Genomic DNA, 23,861 nt, shown 5'->3' with positions numbered 1-23,861 from the left:
CTCCGGCTCCACCCGTCCCGGGGCGCAGCGCACGTCGTCACGCGCCCGAGTCTAAGGCCGCGTCAGGGTTAAGAAACCGTTACGGCCGGGCTTGCGCTTTCCTCTGTCAACGGGCCGAGCGAAGGCCCGGGTGACAGACGGGAATTTCCGAAACGACGGAAATTCAGTGTCCGGGGTGCGCGGCCCTCCGCAACCTCGACGATAATATTTGGATATAGTTGCTTATGCGTGATCGTTTACCAATCATAAACAAACATATGATAACCCTATCGCGATCGAAAGGGCCTTCACAAGCCCTATGACGCGCGAGGGCTTTTGCATGATCCTCCAACGAAAGTTCTTCTCTGCCGCGGGCCCGGTGCAGCAAGGTTCGGCGAAGCCGGGGCGACTGTCCGTCGACTTCGCGGCGGTGCTGAACGCGCTTCCCGTCAACGTGCTCGTCCTTCATCCCACCGATGCGACGATCACCTTCGCCAACCAGCGCAGCGTGGAAACGCTGCACAGCCTGCGGGCGCATCTGCCGGCCTCGGTGAACCCGGACGCGAGGGTGGGGCTGACGATGGACGTGTTCCATAAGAACCCGGCCCACCAGCGCAGCATCGTGGCCGACCCGGCCCGCCTGCCCTGGCGCACCAAGATTAAGCTCGGGCCGAAGACGCTCGACCTCCACGTCTCCCCGGTCCGCGACGCGGATGGCCACTACGTCGCCGCCGTGCTGTCCTGGGCCGACGTGACGCCGTTCACCGAGTCGATCGCGAGCTTCGACGCGGCCATCCGCGCGGCGCTCGGCGAAACCTCCGAGGCCACGGCGGCGATGCGCGGCGCGGCCGAGCGGGTGCTGTCGGCGACCGGTGCGACCTCCGAGGCCGCCGAGACCGCTGCGACCGGGGCCGCGGAGACCACCGTGAACGTCCAATCCGTCGCGGCCGCGGTGGAGGAATTGACGGCCGCGAATGCCGAGATCACCCGGCAGGTCAGCCGCTCCAGCGCATCGACCGGCGAGGCGGTGACCGAGGCGGGCGCGGCGATGGACAGCGTCAAGGCGCTGGTCGAGACCTCGCAGCGGATCGGCGAAGTCGTCGGGCTGATCTCCTCGATCGCCAGCCAGACCAATCTGCTGGCCCTGAACGCCACCATCGAGGCGGCCCGGGCAGGCGCCGCGGGCCGCGGCTTCGCGGTCGTCGCCACCGAGGTCAAGGCCCTGGCCGGGCAGACCGCCAAGGCGACCGGGGAGATCGCCCAGCAGATCGGCCTGATCCAGGGCGCGACCTCGCAGACGGCGACGGCGATCGAGCGGATCGCGGGGGTGATCCGTGGGCTCGACGAGGGCGCCACCACCATCGCTGCCGCCGTCGAGGAGCAATCGGCCACGGCGGACGAGATCAGCCGCAGCGCCCGCGAGGCGGCCGAGCGCACCGGTCGCGTCGGCGGCAGCATCGCGCAGGTGGCGACCACCGCCGAAACCTCCGCCGGCTCGGCCCGGTCCGTCCTGTCCGCGACGACGATCCTCGACCAGCAGATGGAGCAGGTCACGCGCGCGGTTCAGGACTTCCTGGTCGAGGTCAGGCGGATCTGACGGCCGGCGGCGTGAGGGCGCGGCGCAGGCTGTCCGGCAGGCGGATCGCCCGCCCGTTCCGGACGCAGGCGACGACGACCTCGGCGCGCACCAGCACCTCCTCGCCCCGGCGCACCTCCTGGGCGAGATGCATGGAGGCACCGCGCAACTCGCTCGAGCGGGTGTGAACCTCGATCAGGTCGTCCATGCGGGCGGGCTTGAGATAGTCGAGGTTCATCTTCCGCACGACGAAAACGAGCCCGGCTCCCTCCGCGTGCAGTTCCGACTGATCGCCCGCCAAGCCGCGCAGCAACTCGGTGCGCCCGCGCTCCATGAAGCGGAGATAGCTGGCGTGATAGACGAAGCCCGAGAAATCGGTGTCCTCGTAATAGACGCGCAACGGGAGGCGGTGCGCGTCGGCGCCTAGGGTCGGATCCATGGGTATCCGGGTCTGGAAGAAGGGCCGGTCTTTACCGGCTCAGCCCCGCGGTGGCGAGAGGCAGGGTGCCAACGGCGAGGGCCGCCCCCTTTCGAGGGCGGCCCTGCCGGCATGGCGAACTCCGATGGCTCAGCCGCCGATGCGATTGGCGAGGGTGGCCGAGTGGGCGTGCTCGTCGGCGATGTAGGGCAGCGCCTCGCCCGCGAAGGTGCGGCCGGCGGCGCTGTCGCCGTTGCGGGCATAGCTGCTGTAGAGGGCCAGCGTGCGGGCGTCCGACCGGGCCTGCTCGTTGACGTAGGTGCGGTCGAACTCGCGGGCGGAGCGGGCCGAGCGCAGGCGCTCCAGACGCTGCTGGCCGTTCGGGCCGAGGGCGACGCGGCGGCCGGGCTCGCCCGGGCTGTTGTCGATCAGGCCGACGCCGCCGAGCACGCCGCCGACGATGCCGGTGCCGATGTTGGCGGCCAGCGTCACGGGGGCGAGCACCACGCCGACCGGGTTGTCGAGGCGGGTCGGGATGCCCTGCTGGTCGGAGACCACGCGACCGCTGGCGGTCAGCGAGGTGCCCTCGGGCAGCAGCGCCTTGGTGGTGGCCTCACGCTCGACCAGAACCCGGTTGGCGTAGTTGCGCACATGCGGGTTGCGGGAGCGCTCCAGGGCGATCCGGCTCGCCTCGATGCTGGCGGCGTCCGAGCGCAGGGCCTCGGCGCGGAACTCCCGGGTGTCGGTGGCCGCACGGCCGATCGGGGCGTCGGCGCCGATGCGCAGCGGCAGGGCGTCCTGGGCCAGGGCGGGCGCGGTGAGAGCGACGGACAGGCCGAGGGCGGCCAGGACGGTCGACTTCATGGCGGTGTTTTCCTTGGAAGGTCGTGCTGGGATCGTGTGGGGCCGGCGCTTCTGAGAGCGCGGTCGCGGCCTCAACTTGTGCACTGCACGCATGTTCCCGCCCGACACGCTCCTGTGATCACAGGCCGCGGGCTGGATGGCTCGAAAGCCGGATGCCGACGGCTCCGAGAGAAAATCGTTCTCTATCAGGTGCTTGCATTTGTGGATTGTGACTTCGGTACGCTTCGATGCGCTGGAGGTCCGAATTCTTCCGCCGCTTTTTGCACAGCCTGATATGCGTTGAGCGCATCGTCAGCGGGTTGAGCTTGGCTCCGTTCCGAGATCGACCACGACGATCTCCGGCGGGATGCCGAGCCGCACCGGCGCGATGCTCATGCCGAGGCCGCCGGACACGATTAGGTCCGCCTGCTCGCGCACATGGCCGTAGGCGAAGCGGTTCCGATAGCGGGAGGGCACGACCGGCGCGGTGCCGAACAGGCGCACCTGTCCGCCATGGGTATGACCCGCCAGCGTCAGCGCGATCCGGGGCGGGACCTCGGGGAAGATGTCGGGCTCGTGCGCGAGCAGGATCGCCGGCGCCCCGTCCGGGATCTGGGCGAGCGTGCCGGGCAGGTCGTCGACGCCGATCCGGGCGTGGCCCCGCTTCTTCGCGCTCGGCTGGAAGGCGACCTGATCGCCGAGGCCGGCGAGCCATACCGCGTGGCCGCGCACGGAGAGCGGCAGCGCCTCGTTCTGCAGTACCCGGATGCCGTTCTTCCGCAAAGCCTCTCCCGCGATGGTCGGACCCGCGCCGCGCGCCTGCGCCGATGGGTCCTCCCACCAATCGTGGTTGCCGAGGATGGCGTAGGTGCCTAGCGGCGCGGTGAGTCCTGCGAGGATCGGCGCCCACTCCGCCGCATCGAGGGTGCGGGTGACGAGGTTCATGCCCGAGACGTAGTCGCCGAGCAGCACGGTCACGTCGCCCTTCAGGGCGTTCGCGGCGGCCACGATGCCGGCGATGCGCGCGGCCGACATCCAGGGCTCGCAGGCATGGATGTCGGCCAGCGCGACGATCCGCAGCCCCAGCCCCTCGGGCCATGGGCCCAGCGGCCGGAGCCGGTAGCGGGTGATGGCGAGGCGCATCGGCTCGACGCCGACGGCGTAGGCGCCCGTGCCGGCTCCGGCCAGGGCGGTGGCACCGAGGCCGATCAGGACGGAGCGACGGGTGACGGAGACGGGCCTTCCCTCAATTGACGGAGCGCGCTCGTCCGCCTCAGGCATCGGGATCGTCGCCGCCGCCGAACAGGCCGAATTGCGTGCCCGGATCGCGGCGCGGCTCGGCAAAGCCCATGTGGCGGAAGGCGTGCGGGGTCAGGACCCGCCCGCGGGGGGTGCGCTGCACGAAGCCCTTCTGGATCAGGTAGGGCTCGATGATGTCCTCGATCGCGTCGCGGGGCTCGGAGAGCGCGGCGGCGATGGTCTCGATCCCGACCGGGCCGCCGCCGAAGGAGGAGGCGATCAGGCTGAGGTACTTGCGGTCCATCACGTCGAGGCCGACGGGGTCGACGTCGAGCATCTGCAGCGCCCGGTCGGCGATGGCCCGGGTCACCGTCGGGGCGTCGTCGACGATGGCGAAGTCGCGCACCCGGCGCAGCAGGCGCCCGGCGATGCGCGGCGTGCCCCGCGCCCGCTTGGCGATCTCGTTGGCGCCCTCCTCCGACATGCCGAGGCCGAGCACCCGCGCGCCCCGGCGCACGATGAGTTCGAGTTCGTCGATCTCGTAGAATTCGAGCCGGATCGGGATGCCGAAGCGGTCGCGCAAGGGGGTGGTGAGCAGACCCGCGCGGGTGGTGGCGCCGACGAGGGTGAATTTCGGCAGCTCGATCTTCACCGAGCGGGCGGCGGGGCCTTCGCCGATGATGAGGTCGAGCTGGTAATCCTCCATCGCCGGATAGAGGATTTCCTCCACCGCCGGGTTGAGGCGGTGGATCTCGTCGATGAAGAGAACGTCGCGCTCCTCCAGATTGGTGAGCTGCGCGGCGAGATCACCGGCCTTGGCGATCACCGGGCCGGAGGTGGAGCGGAAGTTCACCCCGAGCTCGCGGGCGACGATCTGTGCCAGCGTGGTCTTGCCCAGGCCCGGCGGGCCCACGAACAGGACGTGGTCGAGAGCCTGGCCGGTCTTCTTGGCCGCCTCGATGAAGATGTTCATGTTGGCGCGCGCCGCCCGCTGCCCGATGAACTCGGAAAGGCTGAGCGGGCGGATCGACTGATCCACGTCGTCCGGCCGCCGCTCGGGATTGAGCAGGGTCTTGCCGGGCTTGGAGGGCTTGTCTTCGCTCACGGGGGTCTCGCGGGGCGGCGGCTGACAAGGCGTTTTGCACATCCCGCGCGCCGGGGCCACCGCGGCGAAATCGACCCCGGCGGCAGGGGGCGACGTGCCGCGGCACACGCCGCCCGCGGGGCCTTCAGCGAGTTGGTAACCAAGGCCGCGGATGATCGGACCGTGCCGCCGACGAGAACCGCGATGCCGAACGTTTCCTCTGCCCCGCGCGGGCCCCGCCGCGCCCGGCTCCTCGGCGGCACCGGCGCCGCCCTCGCCCTGCTGCTCGCCGGCCCGCTCCGGGCCGAGCCGGCGCCCGAGGCAGGCGCCGATTCCCGCATCAACCTGCGGATCGAGCCGAAGGCCGAGGGCGCGCCCGAGCCCAAGCGCGAGCTGCGGGCCGATCCCAAGCCGGACAAGGCGGAGGCCAAGCCCGAGCAGAAGGTCGAGCGCCCGACCGCCGGGACGGTGGCCGTTCCGACCGAGGCGCCGCAGCCGAAGAAGGCGTCGCGGGAGCTGCCGCCGGTCGTCTACGCCCGGGTCTCGGAGGACCCGCTGCCGACCTACACCGCCCAGACCTTCGTCGACACGATGCGGGCCGCCGAGCGTTACCAGGTCTACGCCGAGGCCGGCGGCTGGAAGACGCTGCCCGCCGACTTCGCCCCGAAGCCCGGCGACAGCCACCCCGCCATTCCCTCGCTGCGCCACCACCTGACCCTGACCGGCGACCTTCCCGCCGACGCGCCTCCGTCCGACCGCTTCGACCCCCCGCTGGTGGCCGCGGTCAAGTCGTTCCAGGCCCGCCACGGCCTGCCCGATGCGGGCATCTTCGGCCGCCTGACCCTGAACGCGCTCAACGTCCCGGCGGACGTGCGCCAGCGCCAGCTGCGCGCCTCGGCGCAGCGCTTGATGGGATCGAGCTTCGGCTTCGGCGAGCGCTACGTGACCGTGAACATCCCCTCGGCCACGGTCGAGGCGGTGGAGGGCGGTGCGGTGACCCGCCGCTACGTCGCGGTGGTCGGCTCGCCCGACAAGCAGACCCCGGCGGTCGAGACCCGCATCACCGACGTGAACCTCAACCCGACCTGGACCGTGCCGATCTCGGTGATCAAGAACGAGATCATCCCGACGATGCGCAAGAATCCGGGCTATCTCGCCAAGAACCGCATCCGCATCCTCGGTCCGGGCGGCGTCGAGGTCGACCCGACCACCATCGACTGGACCACACAGAAGGCGGCCAACTACACGCTGCGCCAGGATTCCGGTCTCGACAACTCGCTGGGCCAAGTGCGCATCGACATGCCGAACCGCCACGCGATCTACATGCACGACACGCCCTCGAAGTCGCTGTTCGCGGGCTCGGTGCGCTTCCACTCCCACGGCTGCGTGCGCGTCGGTCAGGTGAAGGAATTCGCCGCCTGGCTGCTCCAGGGCACCGAGGGGCCGAACGGCGCCGGCTCGGCCTGGGGGCCGATCGAGATCGAGACCGCCGTCGCCGCGGGCGAGCGGCGTGACGTGAAGCTCGTGAAGCCCACCCCCGTCGCCTTCGTCTATCTCACCGGCTACGCCACCTCGGACGGCCGGGTGCATTTCCGCGACGACATCTACGGCCTCGACGCCCCCCCTGCCCCAGCGGCCGCGACGCCGGCGCCCGACGTGACGACGACGGGGGCCATCACACCCCGCCCGGCGCCGGCCGCTCGCCCGGCCGCGCCGGCCCGTCCGGCGGCGGCTCAGGGCCCCGCGCCCAAGCCGGCGGTGCGGACGGCGCCCGCCCCGGACGCGCCCGCGCCGCCGAGCGCCGCCTCGAAGCCGCAGGCGCGCAAGATCGCTCCGCCGCCCCGCGCGCCCGAGGGCGAGCCGGCGCTGCTGCCGCCCGGCCTCGTGGGCGGTCGCGGCTGAGATCGGCGCCGCATCCACAGCAGCGCAGCCATGCGGGGCGGAACAAAGCCCCCGCGTCCCTCATTTTGCCGACCGAGTGCCGGCGCGCGTCGCCGGCTCGATTGCGTTTGCAGACTTTCAAGGACGATCCCCATGGCAAAGGCTAAGCTGCGCGTCGGAAGCGACCGGCTGAACACGCCGACCGATCTCGATCCGAACGATGTCGCGAAGATCTCGGAGGGCCTCACGGTCCTGCTGTCGGATCTGTTTGCGCTCTACATCAAGACGAAGAACTTCCACTGGCATGTCAGCGGGCCGAACTTCCGCGACTACCACCTTCTGCTGGACGAGCAGTCGCAGCAGATCTTCGCGATCATCGACGCGGTGGGCGAGCGCGCCCGCAAGATCGGCGGCACGACCCTGCGCTCGATCGGCCAGGCCTCGCAGCTCAAGCGCGTGCCGGACAACAACGCCGAGTATGTCAGCCCGCTGGAGATGCTCAAGGAGCTGCGGGACGACAACAAGGCGCTGACCGCCAACATGCGCGAGCTGCACGGTGTGACCGACGAGGCCAACGACGTGTCGACCACCAGCCTTCTCGAGGAGTGGATCGATCAGTCCGAGGAGCGCACGTGGTTCCTCTACGAATCGACCCGCGAGGCGACCGAAGGCGGCCACTGACCCCGATCCGCGCTCGGGAACGATGATGGGAGGAGGCCGCCGGTCGGAAGACCGGCGGTCTTTTTTGTCACGACGTCCTCGTCATCGAGAGACGGAGCCGAAGCGATCTCCCGCGTTCGTCGATCCCGGGATGCCCGCGCGGCCCGGTCGTCAGGCATCGGCTCGCTGTAAGGGGGACGAAGCGGCCTCGGGCGTGCAGGGTGCGACCTTCAGCGTCGCGGTCACGAGGCTGGGGTCATCGGGGACCGGCCGCTCCTCGAAGCCGAGATGGCGGCAGACGGCCCGCATCGGCCTGTTCTCGGCGAGCACGCTGCCCTCCACGCAGCCGATGCCCTCGGCCCGCGCCCAATCGATCATCATCCGCATCAGGGCGATGCCGAGACCGGTGCCCTTGTTGTCCGAGCGCACGAGGATCGCGAACTCGCCCGTGTCATGGTTGGCATTGGCGTGCAGCCGCACGGCGCCGAGCATGCGGTGCTCCTCGTCGGCCTCCTCGGCGATGGCGACGAAGGCGATGGCCCGCGAGTAGTCGAGCTGGGTCAGCCGGGCGAGGAAGGCGTGGCTGAAGTCGCGCACCGGGGCGAAGAAGCGAAGGCGGACATCCTCGGGATCGACCTGCGCGAAGAAGCTGCGGAACATGCCCTCGTCGTCGGGGCGGACGGGCCGGACCTGGACGCGGCGCTCGCCGAGATCGAGATGCCGTTCCCAGTCGGAGGGATAGGGCCGGATCGCGAAGCGCGGGTGCCAGTTGCCGCGGTGCCCTTCCGGGGCCGGCTCGGCGGCGACGCGGACCCGGGCGTCGAGGGCGATCACCCCGTCGGCATCGGCCAGGAGCGGGTTGATGTCGAGTTCGCGCACGGCCGGAAGGTCGGCGGCGAGCTGCGCCAGCTTCACGAGCACGAGGGCGATGGCCGGCACGTCGGCGGCCGGCACGTCGCGATAGGCCGCGAGCCGCCGCGCCACGCGGGTGCGGCCGATCAGCTCGCTCGCCAGGGCGAGGTCGAGGGGCGGCAGGGCCAGAGCCCGGTCGTCGATCACCTCGACGGCCGTGCCGCCCCGGCCGAACACCACGACGGGTCCGAAGACGGGGTCCTCGGCGAGGCCGGCGATGAGTTCGCGCCCCTCCGACCGGCGGACCATGGGCTGGACGGCGAACCCCGCCACCCGCGCCTCCGGGCGCAGCGCGCGCACCCGCGCGAGCATGGTGCGCGCGGCCTCGCGCACGTCGGCCTCGGAGGTGAGGCCGAGCCGCACGCCGCCGACCTCCGACTTGTGGACGACATCGGGCGAGACGAGCTTCAGGGCGATGGTGTTGCCGCTGGCGATCAGCGGCCAAGCCGCGGCGGCGGCCCCGTCCGGATCGGGGGCCAGGGTCACGGGCACCGAGTCGATGCGATAGGCGGCGAGCAGTTCGGCCACCGCGTGCGGATCGAGCCAGGTGCGGCCCTCTCGAAGGGCCTGATCCACGATGCGGCGTGCCAGCGCGATATCCGGCGAGAAGTCGCGCGGCAGCGCATCGGGCGTGCGCATGAGGTCGTCCTGGGCCTCGCGGTAGCGCACGAGGTGCAGGAAGCCCTCGACCGCGTCGTCGTCGGTGGCGAAGACGGGGATCTTGGCCCTCGCGTAGATCGCGCGGATCGCCTCGTCCTCGCCGATCGCCACCGCGAAGACCGGCTTGCGGCGTCCGGCCCTGCGGGCGGTGGCGACCGTGCCGGCGACGGCCTCGGCGACCGCGTGGCTGCCGGCCCGCGCCGTCGGGACGTGGACGGAGACCAGCGCGTCGCTGTCGCGCCCGGCCAGCAGCGGCTCCAGCGCCCGGGCGAAGTCCCCGGCGAGCGCATCGATGCCGAGGTCGAGCGGGTTGGCCTGCGCGCCGTGGCGCAGCGTCTCCAGCTGCGCCAGCGTCGCCTCCGCGGGCGCCGCCAGGGTGCCGCCGCGATCGGCCAGGCGATCGGCGGCGAGCGCGCCGATGCCGCGGCCGTTCGAGACGATCATCAGCCGGTTGCCGGGGAAGGGCCGCTGGCGGCCCAGCGTCTCCACCGCCGAGAACATCGCGTCGAGCCCGTCCACGGCGAGCAGGCCGGCGCGGCGGAAGGCGGCCTCGTAGACCGCGCCGGGCCGGGCGAGCGCGCCGGTATGGGTTTCCGGGCGGTGGCCCGGCGCCTCGTGGCGGCCGGTGCGCAGGACCACGACGGGCTTGGCGCGGGCCGCCGCCCGGGCCGCGGTGAGGAATTTGCGCGCATCGGCCACGTGGTGCAGCGACAGGATGATCGCGCGGGTGCGGTAATCCTCCGCGAAATGGTCGAGGCAGTCCGCCACGTCGATGTCGGCGGAGCGGCCGAGCGTCATTACCGCCGAGAAGCCGACCCCGCGCCGCCACGCCCACTCGGCGATGGCCGAGCCGACGGTGCCCGATTGCGACACCAGCGCGAGGTCCCCGGCCTTCGGCGGACGTGCCAGCAGGCTCGCGTTGAGGCCGCCGGCCGGAACGCTGAGGCCGATGCTGTCGGGGCCGATCAGCCGCAAGCCGTAGCGCCGGGCCACCGCCTGGGCCGCGCCGACGGGCGCCGCCTCGCCGTTCCCGAGATGGGCGGACAGGATTACCGCCGCGGCCGCTCCGACCGCTCCGGCGTCCTCCACGATCGCCGGCACCGTCGCGGGCGGCGTGGCGATCATCACGAGGTCGGGGGCCTGCGCGAGGTCGGCGAGGCGCGCGACGCAGGGCAGGCCGTCGACGCTGGCCTCGCGCGGATGCACGGGCACGATGCTGCCGGCAAAGCCGCCCGCGCGCAGGCCGTCGATGATGGCCCGGCCGACGGAGCCCGGCCGGTCGCCCGCGCCGACCACCGCGATTCGGCGCGGGGCGAGCAGAGCCTCGAAGCGATAGGTGCTCATGGCAGCGGTCTATACCATCCGGAGCGGATGCGCGGAGGGCGCGGCCTCTCGGGGATGCCCGCCTCCGCTCACCGCTCCGTCCCCGCGGCGCGCACGGGCGTCCCGAAACGGGTGGGCCGCTTCGGCCACTGCGCCCGCTCGGCGAGGGCGGCCCGGCTCATCCATTCCTGTTTCACCGGCGCGCTCCCCCGGATACAGTTCGTCCGCGATGCCGCGGCATCGTCCCGAACTGCGGCTGCCGCTCTTCAGAACGTGATGATGCGCTCGGGATTACCGCTCAAACCGCGTCGAAACGGGTCCGTTCCGACGCGGGTCCTCCGCCGGATCGCGGACCGGCGTCCAAGGGAGATGTCCCGGTGTCCACACTCGCGACCCGCCAAGCGATCGCCGGGGCCATGGGCCGCCTGCTCGATCTCGGCCTCAGCCAGGGCACCTCGGGCAACATCTCCGTGCGCGTGGACGGCGGTTTCCTCGTCACGCCCTCCGGCATTCCGGCGGAGGATCTCGCCCCGGACGATCTCGTGGCGATGGATTTCGACGGCCGCTACGAGCATCCGCTGGCGCCCTCCTCGGAATGGCGCTTCCACCGCGACATCCTCGCGGCCCGGCCCGAGATCGGTGCGGTCGTCCACGCCCATCCGCCCTACGCCACCGGTTTCGCGATCTGCGGCCGGGAGATTCCGGCCGTGCATTACATGATCGCCATGGCCGGCGGACCGACCATCCGCTGCGCGCCCTACGCCCCCTACGGCACGCAGCGCCTCTCGGACCTCGCCCTCGCGGCGCTGGACGGCCGCAGCGCCTGCCTGCTCGCCAACCACGGCATGATCGCCACGGGCCCGACCCTGGCGAAGGCGCTCTGGCTCGCCGTCGAGGTGGAAACCCTGTGCCGGCAATACGCCATCGCCCTGCAGGTCGGCGCGCCGGTCGTGCTGTCGGATGCCGAGGTGGCCGAGACCGTCGAGCGCTTCAAATCCTACGGCCCGCGCGAGAAATCGGAAGCGTGACATCGGAGGCGAAGCGTCGCTTCGACGTTCGCCGCGGGCCGATCCCGTTTCTGCATTCGATTTTGCTTGAGCCCGCGGGATTTCCTCGGCGGACTGCCGAAAATTACAAAGTGGTCAGACTTGTTTCATCGAGCCGCATGGGTCGCATAGAGCGGATTAATCCGTCTCGCGTCCAAAAGTCCAATTGATTTCTGGAAACTCCACAAATCCATCTTGCGATTCATTCAATCAAAGGTTAAATCCGGGCTAATTCAGCGCAGCGAGTTCGGGTTCGGCAAGGGCAGTGCCGACATGATGAAACGTATTGCCTGCGAACGACGGCGCATATTGGAAGGATAATCAGAATGTCGCTCGAGGACGGCGTGGCCGGTGACTGTGTCTCCCTGACGGTCGACATCGTGTCGGCTTTCGTCGGGAATAACTCGCTGGCCGCCGGTGAACTGCCGAACTTGATCGCCTCGGTCCACGGCGCCTTGACCCAGTTGTCCCAGGCATCCGTCGAGGCCGAAGAGGCGCCGCCGACGCCGGCGGTCTCGATCCGCCGCTCGATCCAGCCCGATTATCTCGTCTGCCTGGAGGACGGCAAGCGTTTCAAATCGCTCAAGCGGCATCTGCGCACGCGCTACAACCTCTCGCCGGACGAGTACCGGGCGCGTTGGAACCTGCCGGCCGACTATCCCATGGTCGCCCCGAACTACGCGGCCACCCGCTCGGAGCTGGCCCGGACCATGGGCCTCGGCCAGCAGCGCCGGAAATGGCCGGCCAAGACGGTCCCTGCGCCGGAGGCCGCCGAAAGCGAGTCGTCCGCCGAGGGCGCGGCTCCGTCGCGTCGGCGGCGTAGCCGCACCCAGGACGTGGCCTGAGTCCGGCATCGCACGGCTTCCACTTATCCACACGCGATCCGCCGTCCCGCCCGAGGGACGGTGTTCCGCCGGCCAGTGGCGTTAGAGTTCGGGCAACGCCTGCCTGAAACAGTTCCCGCGATCCGGGCGAGGGCCCGGCCACGCGGGAGAAACGATGTCCGGCCGGTCGCCCACCGCCACGCGCCTGTTCTGGACGATCGTGATCGGCTCCGGCGCAGGCTTCTGGTACGGCCCGCCGGCCTTCGCGGCCACGGCGCTTGCCGGCCTCGCGATCCTCCTGCACCGCCTCGACCGTCCGCGCCGGTTCCGATCACTCGTGCGCCGCATCGCCCGGCGCCACGCGCCGATCCTGGCCCTGCGCCGCCACCAGGAGCGCTTCCTCGACGCCTACGGCAACACGATCGAGGACGGCTGGCTGCGCGAGCGGGACTATTTCGTCGAGCGCACGATCCTGCCCCTCGTCGAGGAGCGGGGCTTCGCCGAGGAGGCCGAGGCGCGCTTCGAGCAGATGGTCGAGATCGTCGAGCGCGTGGCCAGCACTCACCCGCTGCCCGAGAGCATCGAGACGCCGGAGGACGGCGTCGCCTACGAGCGCTACTGCGCCGACCTCCTCGAAGAGGCGGGCTGGCAGGCCCGGGCCACGGGGGCGAGCGGCGACCAGGGCTGCGACGTGATCGCGGAGCGAGCGGGGGTGCGCCTCGTCGTCCAGTGCAAGCGCTACACGCGCCCCGTCGGCAACGCGGCGGTGCAGGAGGTGGCCGCGGCGGCCCTGCACTGGTCGGGCGACATGGCCGCCGTCGTCTCCAATGCGGGCTTCACCCCGGCCGCGCGCAAGCTTGCCGGCACCACCGGCGTGCTGCTCCTGCACCACGACGATCTGCTCGACCTCGCGCCGGTCCGCACCGCCGGCCGGCGTCGCATCCTGGCGCGCGAGCGCTGAGCGCCGCGCTCAGGGCTACTCCGCCGGCACGACGCGACCGGCGGGCAGGAGCGCGGCCTTGCGGCGCACCGACAGGCGCGCGGCGCGCTTGCGCCACCAGATCACGACGCCCGTGACCGACAGCATCGCCACCACGAGGCCCATGACCGAGATCAGGATGCGTCCCGGCAGGCCGAGGATGCGGCCCGAATGCACCGGGAACTGCGCCTGCACGAAGATATCGGCGGCGGTGCCGACCCAGGGCTGCCGGTCGCCGATCACGCGGCCATCCGCCCCGTCGAAATAGATCGCCGCCGGGCCGACGCCGGCCGCGCCGTGGTCGTCGCCGGGCCGGAAGTAGCGCGCGGTGTATAAGCCCTGCAGCGGCGAATAGGCCAGCGCGCCGACCGGCTCCTTCCAGCCGCGGCGTTCCCCTTCCGCCCGGGCGGCGTCGAGGATGCGGGCGTAGTCCACGCCGGGCTCGATCGGCTTGAGGGGCGAGGCGAAGGGACGGGTGTTCGCGGGCTCGGGCGTCACCTGCGAGACGCTCGACATCAGCGGCAGGAACACCTCGCGGTAGAGGTTGAGCGAGAAGGCCGTGAAGGCGAGCAGGAATAGCAGCGCGAAGGTCCAGAGGCTGACCGCCCGGTGCAGGTCGAAGGTGATGCGGTAGGGGCTGCCCGCCGTCTTCACCTTCCAGGCCGGCTTCCAGCGCGACCACCAGCCCCGCCCGAGCTGCCGCTCGACCGCGGCCGGGCGCGCCGGGTTGGCGGCCTTGCGCACCGGTAGGGTGAGGTAGAACCCGACGAAGGAGTCGAGCGTCCAGACGATGGCGACGATTCCGAGCAGCCAGATGCCCCAGCGGTCCTCGCCCCACATCTCCGGCAGGTGCAGGGAGAAGTGCAGCTTGTAGAGGAAGGAGATCAGCGTCTCCCGCGTGATCGGCCAGACCTGACCCCATTCCCGCCGGCCGAGTTCGTCGCCCGTGACGGGGTCGAGGAACACCTGATTGTAGCCCAGGCTGTGCAGGCGCCCCGTCTGCGCATCGACGCGCGGCATCACGAACAGCGCGAGCGAGGCGCCGGGCTCGGCCGTCAGGGGAGCGTAGGCCACCCGCGCGCGGGGATCGCGGGCCTCGAAGCGCCGCGCGAGGTCGAGGGCGGGCAGCGCCGGGCCCCGGCTCTCGACCGTGTGAAGGTGCGGGTTGAGGAGATCGTCGAGTTCGTGGTCCCACGAGATCACGGCGCCGGTCAGCCCCGCCACGAACAGGAAGGCGGCGATCGTCAGACCGGCCCAGCGGTGCAGGAGAACGAAGAGCGCGCGCGCCATCAAACCCTCGGGTCCGGTGTCCTGGAACGCCGGCCCCGGGGGCGCGGCGGGTCGTTGCCGCGAGCGCGGCCGGGCGGACCCGATGTCGGTCCGATCGAGGCTCGGGGCTCTCGGGCTGCGGGCGCCGCGAAAGCGGGACCACTCGTTAGAGTGTCCCGCGCCGTCGCGCCACTGCTTTGATCGTGCACCAATGGATCATGCGTGAAGATCCGGTGAACGGCCCCGAGCCGTGCCCGCGCTGGTTTAAGATCCCTTAAACCCGCCGCAATTACTCTCTCAGAGGCAGGGGGGCGGACCGGTCGGGACGCCCCGCTCGGATCAGGTCCGGCGGGCCGTATCCGTCCGGATGATCGCTGAGGGGAGCACGGTCGCGGGAGGCCCACGGTCGACAGATCGACCGCCGGCCCCGGACGCTTGGAACGCATGGCGCAGGCACGCGGACGCAAACCACGCAGCGAGCCCACCTTCGACATCCCGGAAGGGAGCGAACCGGGGCGCCTCGACGTACGCCTGTCCCGCAGCGACCGCTCGGGCGGCGGGTCCGCGCCGCGCGGCAGCGGGCGCGCCAGTGCCGCTCCCAAGGCCAAGAGCCGCAAATCCTCCGGCGGTAGCGGGGGCCGGCGCCCGCCGCGGCGGCGCTCCTGGCTCGGCCGTCTGGTCTATGCCGGCGTGGTGCTCGGCATCTGGGCGGCGATCGGGCTGGCCGGCCTCATCGCCTACCACGCCTCGCAGCTTCCCCCGATCGACCAGCTCAGCGTCCCGAAGCGCCCGCCCAACATCGCCATCCTGGCCAGCGACGGCAGCCTGCTCGCCAATCGCGGCGAGACCGGCGGACGCGTCGTCTCGATCAAGGAGTTGCCGCCCTACCTGCCCCGCGCCTTCGTGGCGATCGAGGACCGGCGCTTCTACGACCATTTCGGCATCGATCCCGTCGGCGTCGCCCGCGCGGTGACGCAGAACCTGACCCGGCGCGGCCTGGCCCAGGGCGGCTCGACGCTGACGCAGCAGCTCGCCAAGAACCTGTTCCTGACGCCCGAGCGCTCCGCCTCGCGCAAGATCCAGGAGGCGATCCTGGCCCTGTGGCTGGAGCACAAGTACACCAAGGACGAGATCCTCGAGCTCTACCTCAACCGGGTCTATTTCGGCGCGGGCGCCTACGGCGTCGAGGCCGCGGCGCAGCGCTACTTCGGCAAGCCCGCCAAGAACGTGACGCTGGCCGAGGCCGCCATGCTCGGCGGCCTCGTGCAGGCGCCCTCGCGGCTGGCGCCGAACCGCAACCTCAAGGCGGCCCAGGCGCGCGCCGCCCAGGTGCTCGCGGCCATGGAGGAGCTGGGCTTTGCCAAGAGCGCCGACGCGAAGGTCGCCCTGGCCCAGCCGGCCCGGCCCGCCTCGACCCGCGGCGGCGGCTCGCCGAACTACGTCGCCGACCTCGTCATGGACGTCCTCGACGACTTCCTGCCGAAATTCGACGAGGACATCGTCGTCGCCACCACCGTGGATGCGGGTCTGCAATCGACCGGCGAGAAGGCGCTCACCGACGAGCTGAACGCCAAGGGCACCCGCTACAACGTCGGCCAGGGCGCCCTCGTCTCAATGCGGCCCGACGGCGCGATCCGGGCGCTGGTGGGCGGGCGCGACTACGCGCAGAGCCAGTTCAACCGCGCCACCACCGCCAAGCGCCAGCCGGGCTCGGCCTTCAAGCCCTTCGTCTACCTCGCCGCCGTCGAGAAGGGACTGACCCCCGACACGATGCGCGAGGACGCGCCCGTGCGCATCGGCAATTGGGCGCCCGAGAACTACTCCCACAATTACCGCGGCGCGGTCTCGTTGCGCGAGGCGCTGGCGCTCTCGCTCAACACGGTCGCGGTGAAGCTCGGCCAGGAGGTCGGCCCGAAGGCGGTGGCGCAGACGGCCCAAAGGCTCGGCATCGCGTCCCCGCTCCAGGCCAACGGCTCGATCGCGCTGGGCACCTCGGAGGTCACGCCGCTGGAGCTGGTCGGCGCCTATTGCGCCTTCGCCAATGGCGGCACGGGCGTGATTCCCTACGTCATCGCGACCATCAAGAGCGCCAACGGAAAGGTGCTCTACAAGCGCGGCGAGGGCGGGCTCGGCCGCGTCATCGACCCGAACGCGGTCGGCATGATGAACGCGATGATGCACGAGGTCTTCACCGCGGGCACGGCCCGCAAGGGCGACATCCCGGGCTGGGAACTCGCGGGCAAGACCGGCACGAGCCAGGATTTCCGCGATGCGTGGTTCGTCGGTTACTCGGCCACGCTCGTGACCGGCGTCTGGCTCGGCAACGACGACGGCGAGCCCACGAAGAAGGCCTCGGGCGGCAACCTGCCGGTGGACATCTGGAAGACCTACATGACCGCGGCGCTCAAGGGCGAGAAGCCCGTCGGCCTGCCCGGCATGAACCGCTGGCGCGCCCCCCGCCCCGAGGCGCAGCCCGAGCGCGAGAGCGGCCCCGGCGGCCTGATCGGCGCGCTCCTGGGAGAACCGGAGCACACCGCCTCCGCCCTCCCCCCGCGCCCGGTCCCCGGCGCCCGGCCGCGCGGACCGAGCCAGGACGACCGCAACTTCCTCGAGAAGCTGTTCGGGATCGGCGATTAGGATTGCCTGAAGCTCCCGGAGCGGGCGTCCGAAACCGCCCGTTTCTTTTCGGCCTCGGCGGGGCCGGTGCATGGTCCGAACCCTGCATCGGCGCCCCGCGCCACATTCGCGCCACGATGCGGGAATGAGCCTGCGCGGCCCGACGTTCGGCGCGGATGTTTCGTTCGCGCCGCCGGGCGACCGAGAGAGGGACTTCCGTGCCGACCCGCCTGCCCCGACACCGTTCGCAGGGCTCTCCGGGCCCGGCGCGCGCGACGGGCGCCGAGACGCTGCTCGAACCGTTCGTCACGACGTTCGCCGGCCATCGGAGCCGAAGCTGATGCTGCCGCACCATCGCTGGTTCTGGCTGCTGATTCTGCTCGCGGCTGGCGGGGCGGGCCTGCTCTACAACGTCATCTTCGCGGGCGGAGCGACGCCGGCGGCCGGCTTCACCTACGGGCTCTGCGTCGGCATCTCGGCGCTCGCCTTCGACCGCGGCGTGCTGCTCTCGGGCGTCCAGTCGCGCATCCGGCGCCTGCCCGCCGGGCTCTACGTGGTTGCCGCGGAACTCTCCTACGTGGCGATGATCGTGGTCGGGAACGCGCTCGGCGGCTTCGTCGTCTGGCTGCTCGGCCTGACCGGGGACAGCTTGGAGGAGGCGGTGCGGACGACGCCGCGGGTGCTGGCCTACGCGCTCGCCGTCTCGGCCCTGCTCGTCTTCGTGATCCGCATGCGCGACCTGATCGGCGGCGAGGTCTTCATCAACTTCCTCATCGGCCGCTACCACCGCCCGGTCGAGGAGGAGCGCATCTTCCTGTTCCTCGACGTGGTGGGCTCCACCGCCTTCGCCGAGACGCACGGCGACCTGCGGGCGCAGGAATTCCTGAGCGCCGTCTTCGCCACCCTGGCCGAACCCGTGCGCCGCTTCCACGGCTCGACGGACGACTATATCGGCGACCTCGCCATGATCACCTGGCCGATGGAGCGCGGCCTCAAGGACGCGCGCTGCGTCGCCTGCCTGTTCGCCGTGCGCGACCGGATCGAGGCCGAGGCCGCGGCCTGGGAGGAGCGGTTCGGCAGCGTGCCGCGCCTGCGGGCGGGCCTGCATGGCGGCCCGGTGGTGACGGCGGAAGTCGGGGTGGACCGGCACAAGATCGCCTATTTCGGCGATGCCGTGAACGTGGTCGCCCGGGTCGAGGCCCTGTGCCGTCCGCTCGGCGTCGACACCCTGATCTCGGAGGATCTGCTCGCTCGCCTGCCGCGTCTGCCCGAGGGCGTCACCGTCCGCCCGATGGGCACCCAGGTGCTGCGCGGGCGCGGCCAGCCGCTCTCGGTCGCGACGCTCGAGCGGAACAGGGCGATCGAGGCCACGCCGCAGAGTCCGGCGGCGCCGGCCATCGCCGTGCGCTGACCCGGTGGCCGAAGGCCGGCCCGCGCTCGAAGTCCGTCAGGCGCTCCGAAGCAGCAGCAGGATCGCCGCGACCGCCATCACGGCCAGCGTCGCGATGATGCCGCCGCCACGGCAGGCGAACTGGCGCGGCGAGTTTGCCGGGGCGAACATGCCGATCGGGTGCAGGATGCGGGCGATCACCAGCACGATCAGCAGGCCGCGGACCCAGCCGGGCGCGCCGCCGGCCGCCTCGTAGAGCCCGATCAGGATCAGGGTGAACGGAACGTATTCCTGGAAATTCGCGTGCGAGCGGATGCGCCGCTGCAGCCCATCCTGCCCGCCGTCGCCGAACAGGACGTTGCCGCCGAGCCGACCGCCGATCACCCATCCGGACAGGCCGGCGTAGATCAGGCCCAGGATCGCGGCGTAGAAGGCGGTGATCGTCGGAAACGTCATGAGGCGGCTCGTCCTGGCGGGCGCATCCCCGGAATGGCGGATGTCGTCGGCGCTTCGCAAAAGACGGTCATCCCAGCCTTGTTCCGCGTCACACGCGATCGCGAACGGCCTTTCGCCGTGACCGGTCGCGCGGGCGGCAGAACCCGGTCATCCTCCGGTGCACAGTCCGTCACGGGTGCCTCGGCACCGGTTGACCTGTGTTGCCCGAAGCTTGTCGGATGAGGCATGCGGGGCCGGTCCGATCCGGCGGGGCGGCGGCGCGGAAGGGGCGAACGGTGGGCGGCAAGCTGATTGCGGTGGCGAACATGAAGGGCGGGGTCGGCAAGACCACGACCGTCGTGATGCTCGCCGAGGCCCTGGCCGCGGGCGGGTCGCGCGTGCTCGTGATCGATCTCGACCCGCAGTCGAGCGTGTCCGTCTGCCTCGCGGGCGATGCGATGCTGGGCCAGATGATCACCCGCGGGCGCACGCTCGAAGCCTATCTCGCCCTCAAGCTCATCACCCGGCACAAGCCGGATCTGGCTGCCCGCATCCAGTCGGGCGTCAGTCTGACGATGCACAAGAACGCGCCCCTCACCCTCTCGCTTCTGCCCTCCGGCCCGCATCTGCGTCTCATCGAGCGCGAGATCATCTACGAATTGACCGAGCGGAAATTCTCGATGCACGCGATCGAGGACAAGCTCTGGAAGATCTTCCACGAGGATTTCGTGCCGCTGGCCGAAGCCTACGATTACGTGTTCTTCGATTGCGCCCCGGGCATCTCACCGATGACCGAAGTGGCGGTGCGGGCCGCCGACCTCGTCCTCGTGACCTCGATCCCGGACTTTCTCTCGACCTACGGCCTCAACGCCTTCGTCGAGACGATCTGGCGGCGCTCGACCCGGCAGGCGAGCCACATCGCGCCGAAGAGCGCGCCCTACGTCCTCGTGACCCGCTTCCAGGCCCAGGTGCGCCAGCATCAGCAGACTCTGGCCCGGCTCCAGGCGGAGGCCGATGCCGCGGATGCGGGCTTCCGGCTCCTCCAGACCCGCATCCCGCAGGCGGCCGCGCTCGCCGATGCGCTGGTGCCGACGAACGGGGCGCCCCCGACCTTCTCGGCCAAGTATGGCGCCCATGTCCCGAACGTGCTGATTCCGCTCGTCGCGGAAGTGAAGGAAATCCTCCATGGCCCTTGATGTCGACGGTTTCGCGGTGCTGCAGGCGATCGCCGCCGCCCCCGAGGCGTTCCCCGACATCCGCACCGAGATCCCGAAGGCCGCCCGCGCCCTGGTCGTGCGACAGTTGAAGGCGCGGGGCCTGCGCCCGGCCTCCCTGCGCCTGATCCGCGAGGTGCTGGGCGGCGAGACCTTCGCCCTGATCGCCGACGGCATGAGCGAGGCGGAGGTGAAGGGCGTCGTCACGCGCCTCGACCCGCACCATCCCTCGCTCAAGACCGCGACGCCGGGCTGGCATCGGCACCGCCTGACGGCCCTGGCTGCCGGGGAAGCCCCGCTGCGCAAGGGGGAGTCGGCTGCCGCCGCCAAGCCGGCTGCGGCCCGGGAGCCCCCGCCCGAGCGCGCTCTCGGCAGCCGTCCCTTCGCTGCGACCTGGGACGGCAAGGACCACGACGCGCCCGCGCGAAAGCCGGAGCGCGACAAGAAAGAGGACAAGAAAGAGAAGAAGGCCAAGAAGAAGAAGGGCTGAAGCCCCGCCCCGTCGCGGCGTCTCCCGGGCCGAGGTTTCGATGCGCCTTCCGATGAACCGGTGTCCGCTTCGTCGGAAGGGGATTTAGCGCTCGTCCGGGAACAGAATCGCGTAGCGCGCCTGGAGAGCTGCGAGCCGGCCTTGGCCCTGCAGCACCGCCACCCGGTGGTCGCGTACGACGGCGAGGAGCCCCTCGGCCATCTCCGCCTCGCCGGTCAGGAGCGCCCGCTCCGAGATCAGGGCGAGCTGATCGGCCATCAGGCCGTCGATCCGGATTCCGTCGGCAAGGGTCCGCATCAGGCTCTGCATCTCGTTGCGGGACGAGGAGGCGTGAGGGGATGGGACGGGTGTTCGGTCTGGCACGGGATTGATGGGGGATCGGACCTGAGAAGCCTTCCAGCTTCTCCACCCGCCGGGCCTGCGGCTATTGCATAGGATAGGTCGCGCCCACCTTTTTCAGGACACCGTCCGGCGTTCCCGGCATGCCCCTTCTCGGTTCACGCTTAGTAGCGTGGCTTTAAACCGTCTCCGTCATCGCGAGCGGCAACGAAGCGATCCAGGGCGCGGCGTCTCAGGAAAGGTCGCACCCTGGATTGCTTTCGCTGAGCCTCGCAAGGACGACGAAAGAGACCGAAGCGATCAATCGGAAACCGTATTAGAAGTCCATGCCACCATGCCGCCGCCGGGCCCGGGTTGTCCCTCTTCGGTGCGTCGGCGACCATGGCTTCCATGATCACCACCAGGCCGGCGACCGAGGTCGCGTCTTGGAGGGCGGTGCGCACGATCTCGGTCGGTATGAACCGCCGAGGACTAGTCAGACATCTCCGTTCTCAATGCTAGATCTTAGGCGCTCTCGTAAATCATTTAGAGATTCAAATGCTGATTTGTCGTATTCGTCCTTTTTGTCGCGGAATGTCCACCAATTTTTGATTAAAGACGAAACGCCATCCAAAAAGATCTGTTTCTGGACGTTATCAATTTCATCGAAGTAGAAAGACGAATCGTTGAATTCAACGGAAGCTTTAAGATCTCTGGCAAACGGTGTGCCGTCTGCTCGGCCAGCAACGTAGTCTAGCACCACATGTAGTAAGCCGCGCGAGCAGCCCCATACATCGCGGTCGGTTATCTTTATTAGACCCATATCAAAGTCCAATTATTAGGATCTTGCCTTTTTGTCTCGGAGAAAGAGACAATATAAATTTATGATGCTTTGTATTTCGCTTTGCCTCAAGCCCGATCCGTTTATCGGTACAAAATTAATGCCGCTTGTATTTGAAACTGCGCGTTTCTCTGCGATTAGAGCGTAAAGCAATTTGGGCGTAAAAAAGAAGGGCCGCCTCTCGGCGACCCCTCTCCCGTCTCTCGATGGTGGCGTGGACTTAGAAGTCCATGCCGCCCATGCCGCCGCCGGGCATCGCCGGGGCCGGGCTGTCCTTCTTCGGCGCGTCGGCGACCATGGCTTCCGTGGTCACCAGCAGGCCGGCGACGGAGGCCGCGTCCTGAAGGGCGGTGCGCACGACCTTGGCCGGATCGACGATGCCGGCCTGGATCATGTCGACGTACTCTTCGGTCTGAGCGTTGAAGCCGAAGGTCTCGGAGCCGGTGTTGTCGGTGATCTTGCCGACGACGATCGAACCCTCGACGCCCGCGTTCTGGGCGATCTGGCGCAGCGGAGCCTCAAGCGCCTTGAGGACGATCTTGATGCCGGCCTGGACGTCCGGGATGTCGGACTTCAGCTCGGCGACCGCCTTCTTGGCCCGCAGGAGCGCGGTGCCGCCGCCCGGAACGATGCCCTCTTCCACCGCGGCGCGGGTGGCGTTGAGCGCGTCGTCCACGCGGTCCTTCTTCTCCTTGACCTCGACCTCGGTCGCGCCGCCGACGCGGATCACCGCGACGCCGCCCGCGATCTTGGCCAGACGCTCCTGGAGCTTCTCACGGTCGTAGTCCGAGGTGGTCTCCTCGATCTGCGCCTTGATCTGCCCGACGCGGGCCTCGATGTCGGCCTTCTCGCCGAGACCGTCGATGATCGTGGTGTTCTCCTTCTCGATGCGGACGCGCTTGGCGCGGCCGAGCATCGGCAGGGCGACGTTCTCGAGCTTGATGCCGAGATCCTCGGAGATGGTCTGGCCCTTGGTGAGGATCGCGATGTCCTCGAGCATCGCCTTGCGGCGATCACCGAAGCCCGGAGCCTTCACGGCCGCGACCTTGAGGCCGCCGCGCAGCTTGTTCACGACGAGCGTGGCCAGAGCCTCGCCCTCGATGTCCTCGGCGATGATGACGAGCGGCTTGCCGGTCTGCACCACGGCCTCGAGCACCGGCAGCATCGGCTGCAGCGAGGAGAGCTTCTTCTCGTGGATGAGGATGTAGGGATCCTCGAGCTCGGCGACCATCTTCTCGGCGTTGGTCACGAAGTACGGCGAGAGGTAGCCGCGGTCGAACTGCATGCCCTCGACGACGTCGAGTTCGGTCTCGGCGGTCTTGGCCTCCTCGACGGTGATGACGCCCTCGTTGCCCACCTTCTGCATGGCGTGGGCGATCATCTCGCCGATCTCCTTGTCGCCGTTGGCGGAGATCGTGCCGACCTGGGCGACCTCTTCGGAGGAGGCGACCTTCTTGGCCCGCGCCGTGATGTCCTTCACGGCGGCCTGGGTGGCCAAGTCGATGCCGCGCTTCAGGTCCATCGGGTTGATGCCGGCGGCGACGTACTTGGCGCCCTCGCGGACGATGGCCTGGGCCAGCACGGTCGCGGTGGTGGTGCCGTCACCGGCGATGTCGTTGGTCTTCGAGGCCACTTCGCGCACCATCTGTGCGCCCATGTTCTCGAAGCGGTCGGCGAGCTCGATCTCCTTGGCGACGGTGACGCCGTCCTTGGTGATGCGGGGCGCGCCGAAGCTCTTCTCGATCACGACGTTGCGGCCCTTGGGGCCGAGGGTGACCTTGACGGCATCCGCGAGGATGTCGACGCCGCGCAGCATCTTGTCGCGAGCGTCGGCGGAGAAACGAACGTCTTTCGCTGCCATGTG

20 protein-coding genes are annotated in these 23,861 nt (G+C 70.0%); 10 read left to right on the top strand and 10 right to left on the bottom strand.

The features are described from left to right. Nucleotides 1–319 precede the first annotated feature (319 nt). Nucleotides 320–1,576: a methyl-accepting chemotaxis protein gene (locus ACPCJR_RS08815; RefSeq protein ID WP_391511797.1), complete on the top strand. Its 1,257-nt coding sequence runs from the start codon at nucleotides 320–322 to the stop codon at nucleotides 1,574–1,576. Here the strand turns inward: ACPCJR_RS08815 and ybgC are convergent. The 4 genes from ybgC to ruvB form a co-directional block, all read right to left on the bottom strand. Beyond that, a complete protein-coding gene (gene ybgC / locus ACPCJR_RS08810) occupies nucleotides 1,563–1,994 on the bottom strand; it encodes a tol-pal system-associated acyl-CoA thioesterase (protein WP_391511796.1) in 432 nt (143 codons plus the stop codon). The genes ACPCJR_RS08815 and ybgC overlap by 14 nt on opposite strands. 129 nt (nucleotides 1,995–2,123) lie before the next feature. Further along, nucleotides 2,124–2,837 (bottom strand): DUF4142 domain-containing protein, encoded by a 714-nt coding sequence (locus ACPCJR_RS08805; RefSeq protein ID WP_391511795.1) that lies wholly within the window; start codon nucleotides 2,835–2,837, stop codon nucleotides 2,124–2,126. A gap of 291 nt (nucleotides 2,838–3,128) precedes the next feature. Next, nucleotides 3,129–4,097, bottom strand: coding sequence for a metallophosphoesterase (locus ACPCJR_RS08800; RefSeq protein WP_391511794.1), 969 nt, complete (start codon nucleotides 4,095–4,097; stop codon nucleotides 3,129–3,131). Beyond that, a complete protein-coding gene (ruvB, locus tag ACPCJR_RS08795; RefSeq protein ID WP_391511793.1) occupies nucleotides 4,090–5,160 on the bottom strand; it encodes a Holliday junction branch migration DNA helicase RuvB in 1,071 nt (356 codons plus the stop codon). The genes ACPCJR_RS08800 and ruvB overlap by 8 nt, the downstream gene beginning before the upstream one ends. A 183-nt stretch (nucleotides 5,161–5,343) precedes the next feature. Here ruvB and ACPCJR_RS08790 point away from each other — a divergent pair, with 183 nt between their 5' ends. After that, entirely contained in the window at nucleotides 5,344–7,041 is a 1,698-nt protein-coding gene (locus ACPCJR_RS08790) for a L,D-transpeptidase family protein (protein WP_391511792.1), read from the top strand. 132 nt (nucleotides 7,042–7,173) lie between these two features. Beyond that, entirely contained in the window at nucleotides 7,174–7,701 is a 528-nt protein-coding gene (locus tag ACPCJR_RS08785) for a Dps family protein (RefSeq protein WP_391511791.1), read from the top strand. A gap of 150 nt (nucleotides 7,702–7,851) precedes the next feature. Here ACPCJR_RS08785 and ACPCJR_RS08780 read toward each other — a convergent pair whose 3' ends face one another. Then, nucleotides 7,852–10,596 (bottom strand): bifunctional acetate--CoA ligase family protein/GNAT family N-acetyltransferase, encoded by a 2,745-nt coding sequence (locus tag ACPCJR_RS08780; RefSeq protein ID WP_391511790.1) that lies wholly within the window; start codon nucleotides 10,594–10,596, stop codon nucleotides 7,852–7,854. A gap of 356 nt (nucleotides 10,597–10,952) precedes the next feature. On the opposite strand from ACPCJR_RS08780, the gene ACPCJR_RS08775 reads away from it, so the two are divergent. From ACPCJR_RS08775 to ACPCJR_RS08765, 3 genes are all read left to right on the top strand, one after another. Beyond that, nucleotides 10,953–11,603 (top strand): class II aldolase/adducin family protein, encoded by a 651-nt coding sequence (locus tag ACPCJR_RS08775; protein WP_391511789.1) that lies wholly within the window; start codon nucleotides 10,953–10,955, stop codon nucleotides 11,601–11,603. 344 nt (nucleotides 11,604–11,947) lie between these two features. Next, nucleotides 11,948–12,466 carry a MucR family transcriptional regulator gene (locus ACPCJR_RS08770; protein WP_391511788.1) on the top strand — a complete coding sequence of 173 codons (519 nt, stop codon included), beginning with the start codon at nucleotides 11,948–11,950 and terminating at the stop codon, nucleotides 12,464–12,466. Nucleotides 12,467–12,620: 154 nt separating this feature from the next. Beyond that, a complete protein-coding gene (locus tag ACPCJR_RS08765) occupies nucleotides 12,621–13,406 on the top strand; it encodes a restriction endonuclease (protein WP_391511787.1) in 786 nt (261 codons plus the stop codon). A gap of 15 nt (nucleotides 13,407–13,421) precedes the next feature. Here ACPCJR_RS08765 and ACPCJR_RS08760 read toward each other — a convergent pair whose 3' ends face one another. Then, nucleotides 13,422–14,714, bottom strand: a complete 1,293-nt coding sequence (locus ACPCJR_RS08760) for a PepSY-associated TM helix domain-containing protein (protein ID WP_391511786.1) — start codon at nucleotides 14,712–14,714, stop codon at nucleotides 13,422–13,424. Between the two features lie 423 nt (nucleotides 14,715–15,137). On the opposite strand from ACPCJR_RS08760, the gene ACPCJR_RS08755 reads away from it, so the two are divergent. Continuing rightward, entirely contained in the window at nucleotides 15,138–17,330 is a 2,193-nt protein-coding gene (locus ACPCJR_RS08755) for a transglycosylase domain-containing protein (RefSeq protein ID WP_391511785.1), read from the top strand. A 319-nt stretch (nucleotides 17,331–17,649) separates the two neighbouring features. Continuing rightward, nucleotides 17,650–18,720 (top strand): adenylate/guanylate cyclase domain-containing protein, encoded by a 1,071-nt coding sequence (locus ACPCJR_RS08750; protein ID WP_391511784.1) that lies wholly within the window; start codon nucleotides 17,650–17,652, stop codon nucleotides 18,718–18,720. A gap of 36 nt (nucleotides 18,721–18,756) precedes the next feature. Here ACPCJR_RS08750 and ACPCJR_RS08745 read toward each other — a convergent pair whose 3' ends face one another. Then, the gene (locus tag ACPCJR_RS08745) at nucleotides 18,757–19,155 is read right to left on the bottom strand and encodes an MAPEG family protein (RefSeq protein WP_391511783.1); all 399 of its coding nucleotides are present in this window, start codon (nucleotides 19,153–19,155) and stop codon (nucleotides 18,757–18,759) included. 275 nt (nucleotides 19,156–19,430) lie between these two features. On the opposite strand from ACPCJR_RS08745, the gene ACPCJR_RS08740 reads away from it, so the two are divergent. Both ACPCJR_RS08740 and ACPCJR_RS08735 read left to right on the top strand, forming a co-directional pair. Next, on the top strand, nucleotides 19,431–20,330 hold the full coding sequence (locus ACPCJR_RS08740; RefSeq protein ID WP_391511782.1) for a ParA family protein: 900 nt from the start codon (nucleotides 19,431–19,433) through the stop codon (nucleotides 20,328–20,330). Next, on the top strand, nucleotides 20,320–20,838 hold the full coding sequence (locus ACPCJR_RS08735; RefSeq protein ID WP_391511781.1) for a hypothetical protein: 519 nt from the start codon (nucleotides 20,320–20,322) through the stop codon (nucleotides 20,836–20,838). Before ACPCJR_RS08740 ends, ACPCJR_RS08735 begins: the two co-directional genes overlap by 11 nt. 84 nt (nucleotides 20,839–20,922) lie before the next feature. Here ACPCJR_RS08735 and ACPCJR_RS08730 read toward each other — a convergent pair whose 3' ends face one another. The 3 genes from ACPCJR_RS08730 to groL form a co-directional block, all read right to left on the bottom strand. Beyond that, nucleotides 20,923–21,135: a hypothetical protein gene (locus ACPCJR_RS08730; RefSeq protein ID WP_391511780.1), complete on the bottom strand. Its 213-nt coding sequence runs from the start codon at nucleotides 21,133–21,135 to the stop codon at nucleotides 20,923–20,925. A 517-nt stretch (nucleotides 21,136–21,652) separates the two neighbouring features. Further along, entirely contained in the window at nucleotides 21,653–21,991 is a 339-nt protein-coding gene (locus ACPCJR_RS08725; RefSeq protein ID WP_391511779.1) for a hypothetical protein, read from the bottom strand. Nucleotides 21,992–22,217: 226 nt separating this feature from the next. Next, nucleotides 22,218–23,858, bottom strand: a complete 1,641-nt coding sequence (groL, locus tag ACPCJR_RS08720; protein WP_391511778.1) for a chaperonin GroEL — start codon at nucleotides 23,856–23,858, stop codon at nucleotides 22,218–22,220. Nucleotides 23,859–23,861: the final 3 nt, after the last annotated feature.

Source organism: Methylobacterium sp. NPDC097929, assembly GCF_049543375.1.
Taxonomy (GTDB): Bacteria; Pseudomonadota; Alphaproteobacteria; order Rhizobiales; family Beijerinckiaceae; genus Methylobacterium.
Note: the sequence above shows the minus strand (reverse complement) of the source record. Positions and strands in the feature narration are given on the sequence as shown.

Bases quoted from the DNA above. Each gene is read 5' to 3' on its own strand.
- ACPCJR_RS08805 (WP_391511795.1), bottom strand. From the start codon at position 2,837: ATGAAGTCGACCGTCCTGGCCGCCCTCGGCCTGTCCGTCGCTCTCACC.
- ACPCJR_RS08770 (WP_391511788.1), top strand. From the start codon at position 11,948: ATGTCGCTCGAGGACGGCGTGGCCGGTGACTGTGTCTCCCTGACGGTC.
- ybgC (WP_391511796.1), bottom strand. From the start codon at position 1,994: ATGGATCCGACCCTAGGCGCCGACGCGCACCGCCTCCCGTTGCGCGTC.
- groL (WP_391511778.1), bottom strand. From the start codon at position 23,858: ATGGCAGCGAAAGACGTTCGTTTCTCCGCCGACGCTCGCGACAAGATG.
- ACPCJR_RS08800 (WP_391511794.1), bottom strand. From the start codon at position 4,097: ATGCCTGAGGCGGACGAGCGCGCTCCGTCAATTGAGGGAAGGCCCGTC.
- ACPCJR_RS08730 (WP_391511780.1), bottom strand. From the start codon at position 21,135: ATGCGGACCCTTGCCGACGGAATCCGGATCGACGGCCTGATGGCCGAT.
- ACPCJR_RS08760 (WP_391511786.1), bottom strand. From the start codon at position 14,714: ATGGCGCGCGCGCTCTTCGTTCTCCTGCACCGCTGGGCCGGTCTGACG.
- ACPCJR_RS08755 (WP_391511785.1), top strand. From the start codon at position 15,138: ATGGCGCAGGCACGCGGACGCAAACCACGCAGCGAGCCCACCTTCGAC.
- ACPCJR_RS08780 (WP_391511790.1), bottom strand. From the start codon at position 10,596: ATGAGCACCTATCGCTTCGAGGCTCTGCTCGCCCCGCGCCGAATCGCG.
- ACPCJR_RS08785 (WP_391511791.1), top strand. From the start codon at position 7,174: ATGGCAAAGGCTAAGCTGCGCGTCGGAAGCGACCGGCTGAACACGCCG.
- ACPCJR_RS08735 (WP_391511781.1), top strand. From the start codon at position 20,320: ATGGCCCTTGATGTCGACGGTTTCGCGGTGCTGCAGGCGATCGCCGCC.
- ACPCJR_RS08765 (WP_391511787.1), top strand. From the start codon at position 12,621: ATGTCCGGCCGGTCGCCCACCGCCACGCGCCTGTTCTGGACGATCGTG.
- ACPCJR_RS08745 (WP_391511783.1), bottom strand. From the start codon at position 19,155: ATGACGTTTCCGACGATCACCGCCTTCTACGCCGCGATCCTGGGCCTG.
- ACPCJR_RS08750 (WP_391511784.1), top strand. From the start codon at position 17,650: ATGCTGCCGCACCATCGCTGGTTCTGGCTGCTGATTCTGCTCGCGGCT.
- ACPCJR_RS08790 (WP_391511792.1), top strand. From the start codon at position 5,344: ATGCCGAACGTTTCCTCTGCCCCGCGCGGGCCCCGCCGCGCCCGGCTC.
- ACPCJR_RS08815 (WP_391511797.1), top strand. From the start codon at position 320: ATGATCCTCCAACGAAAGTTCTTCTCTGCCGCGGGCCCGGTGCAGCAA.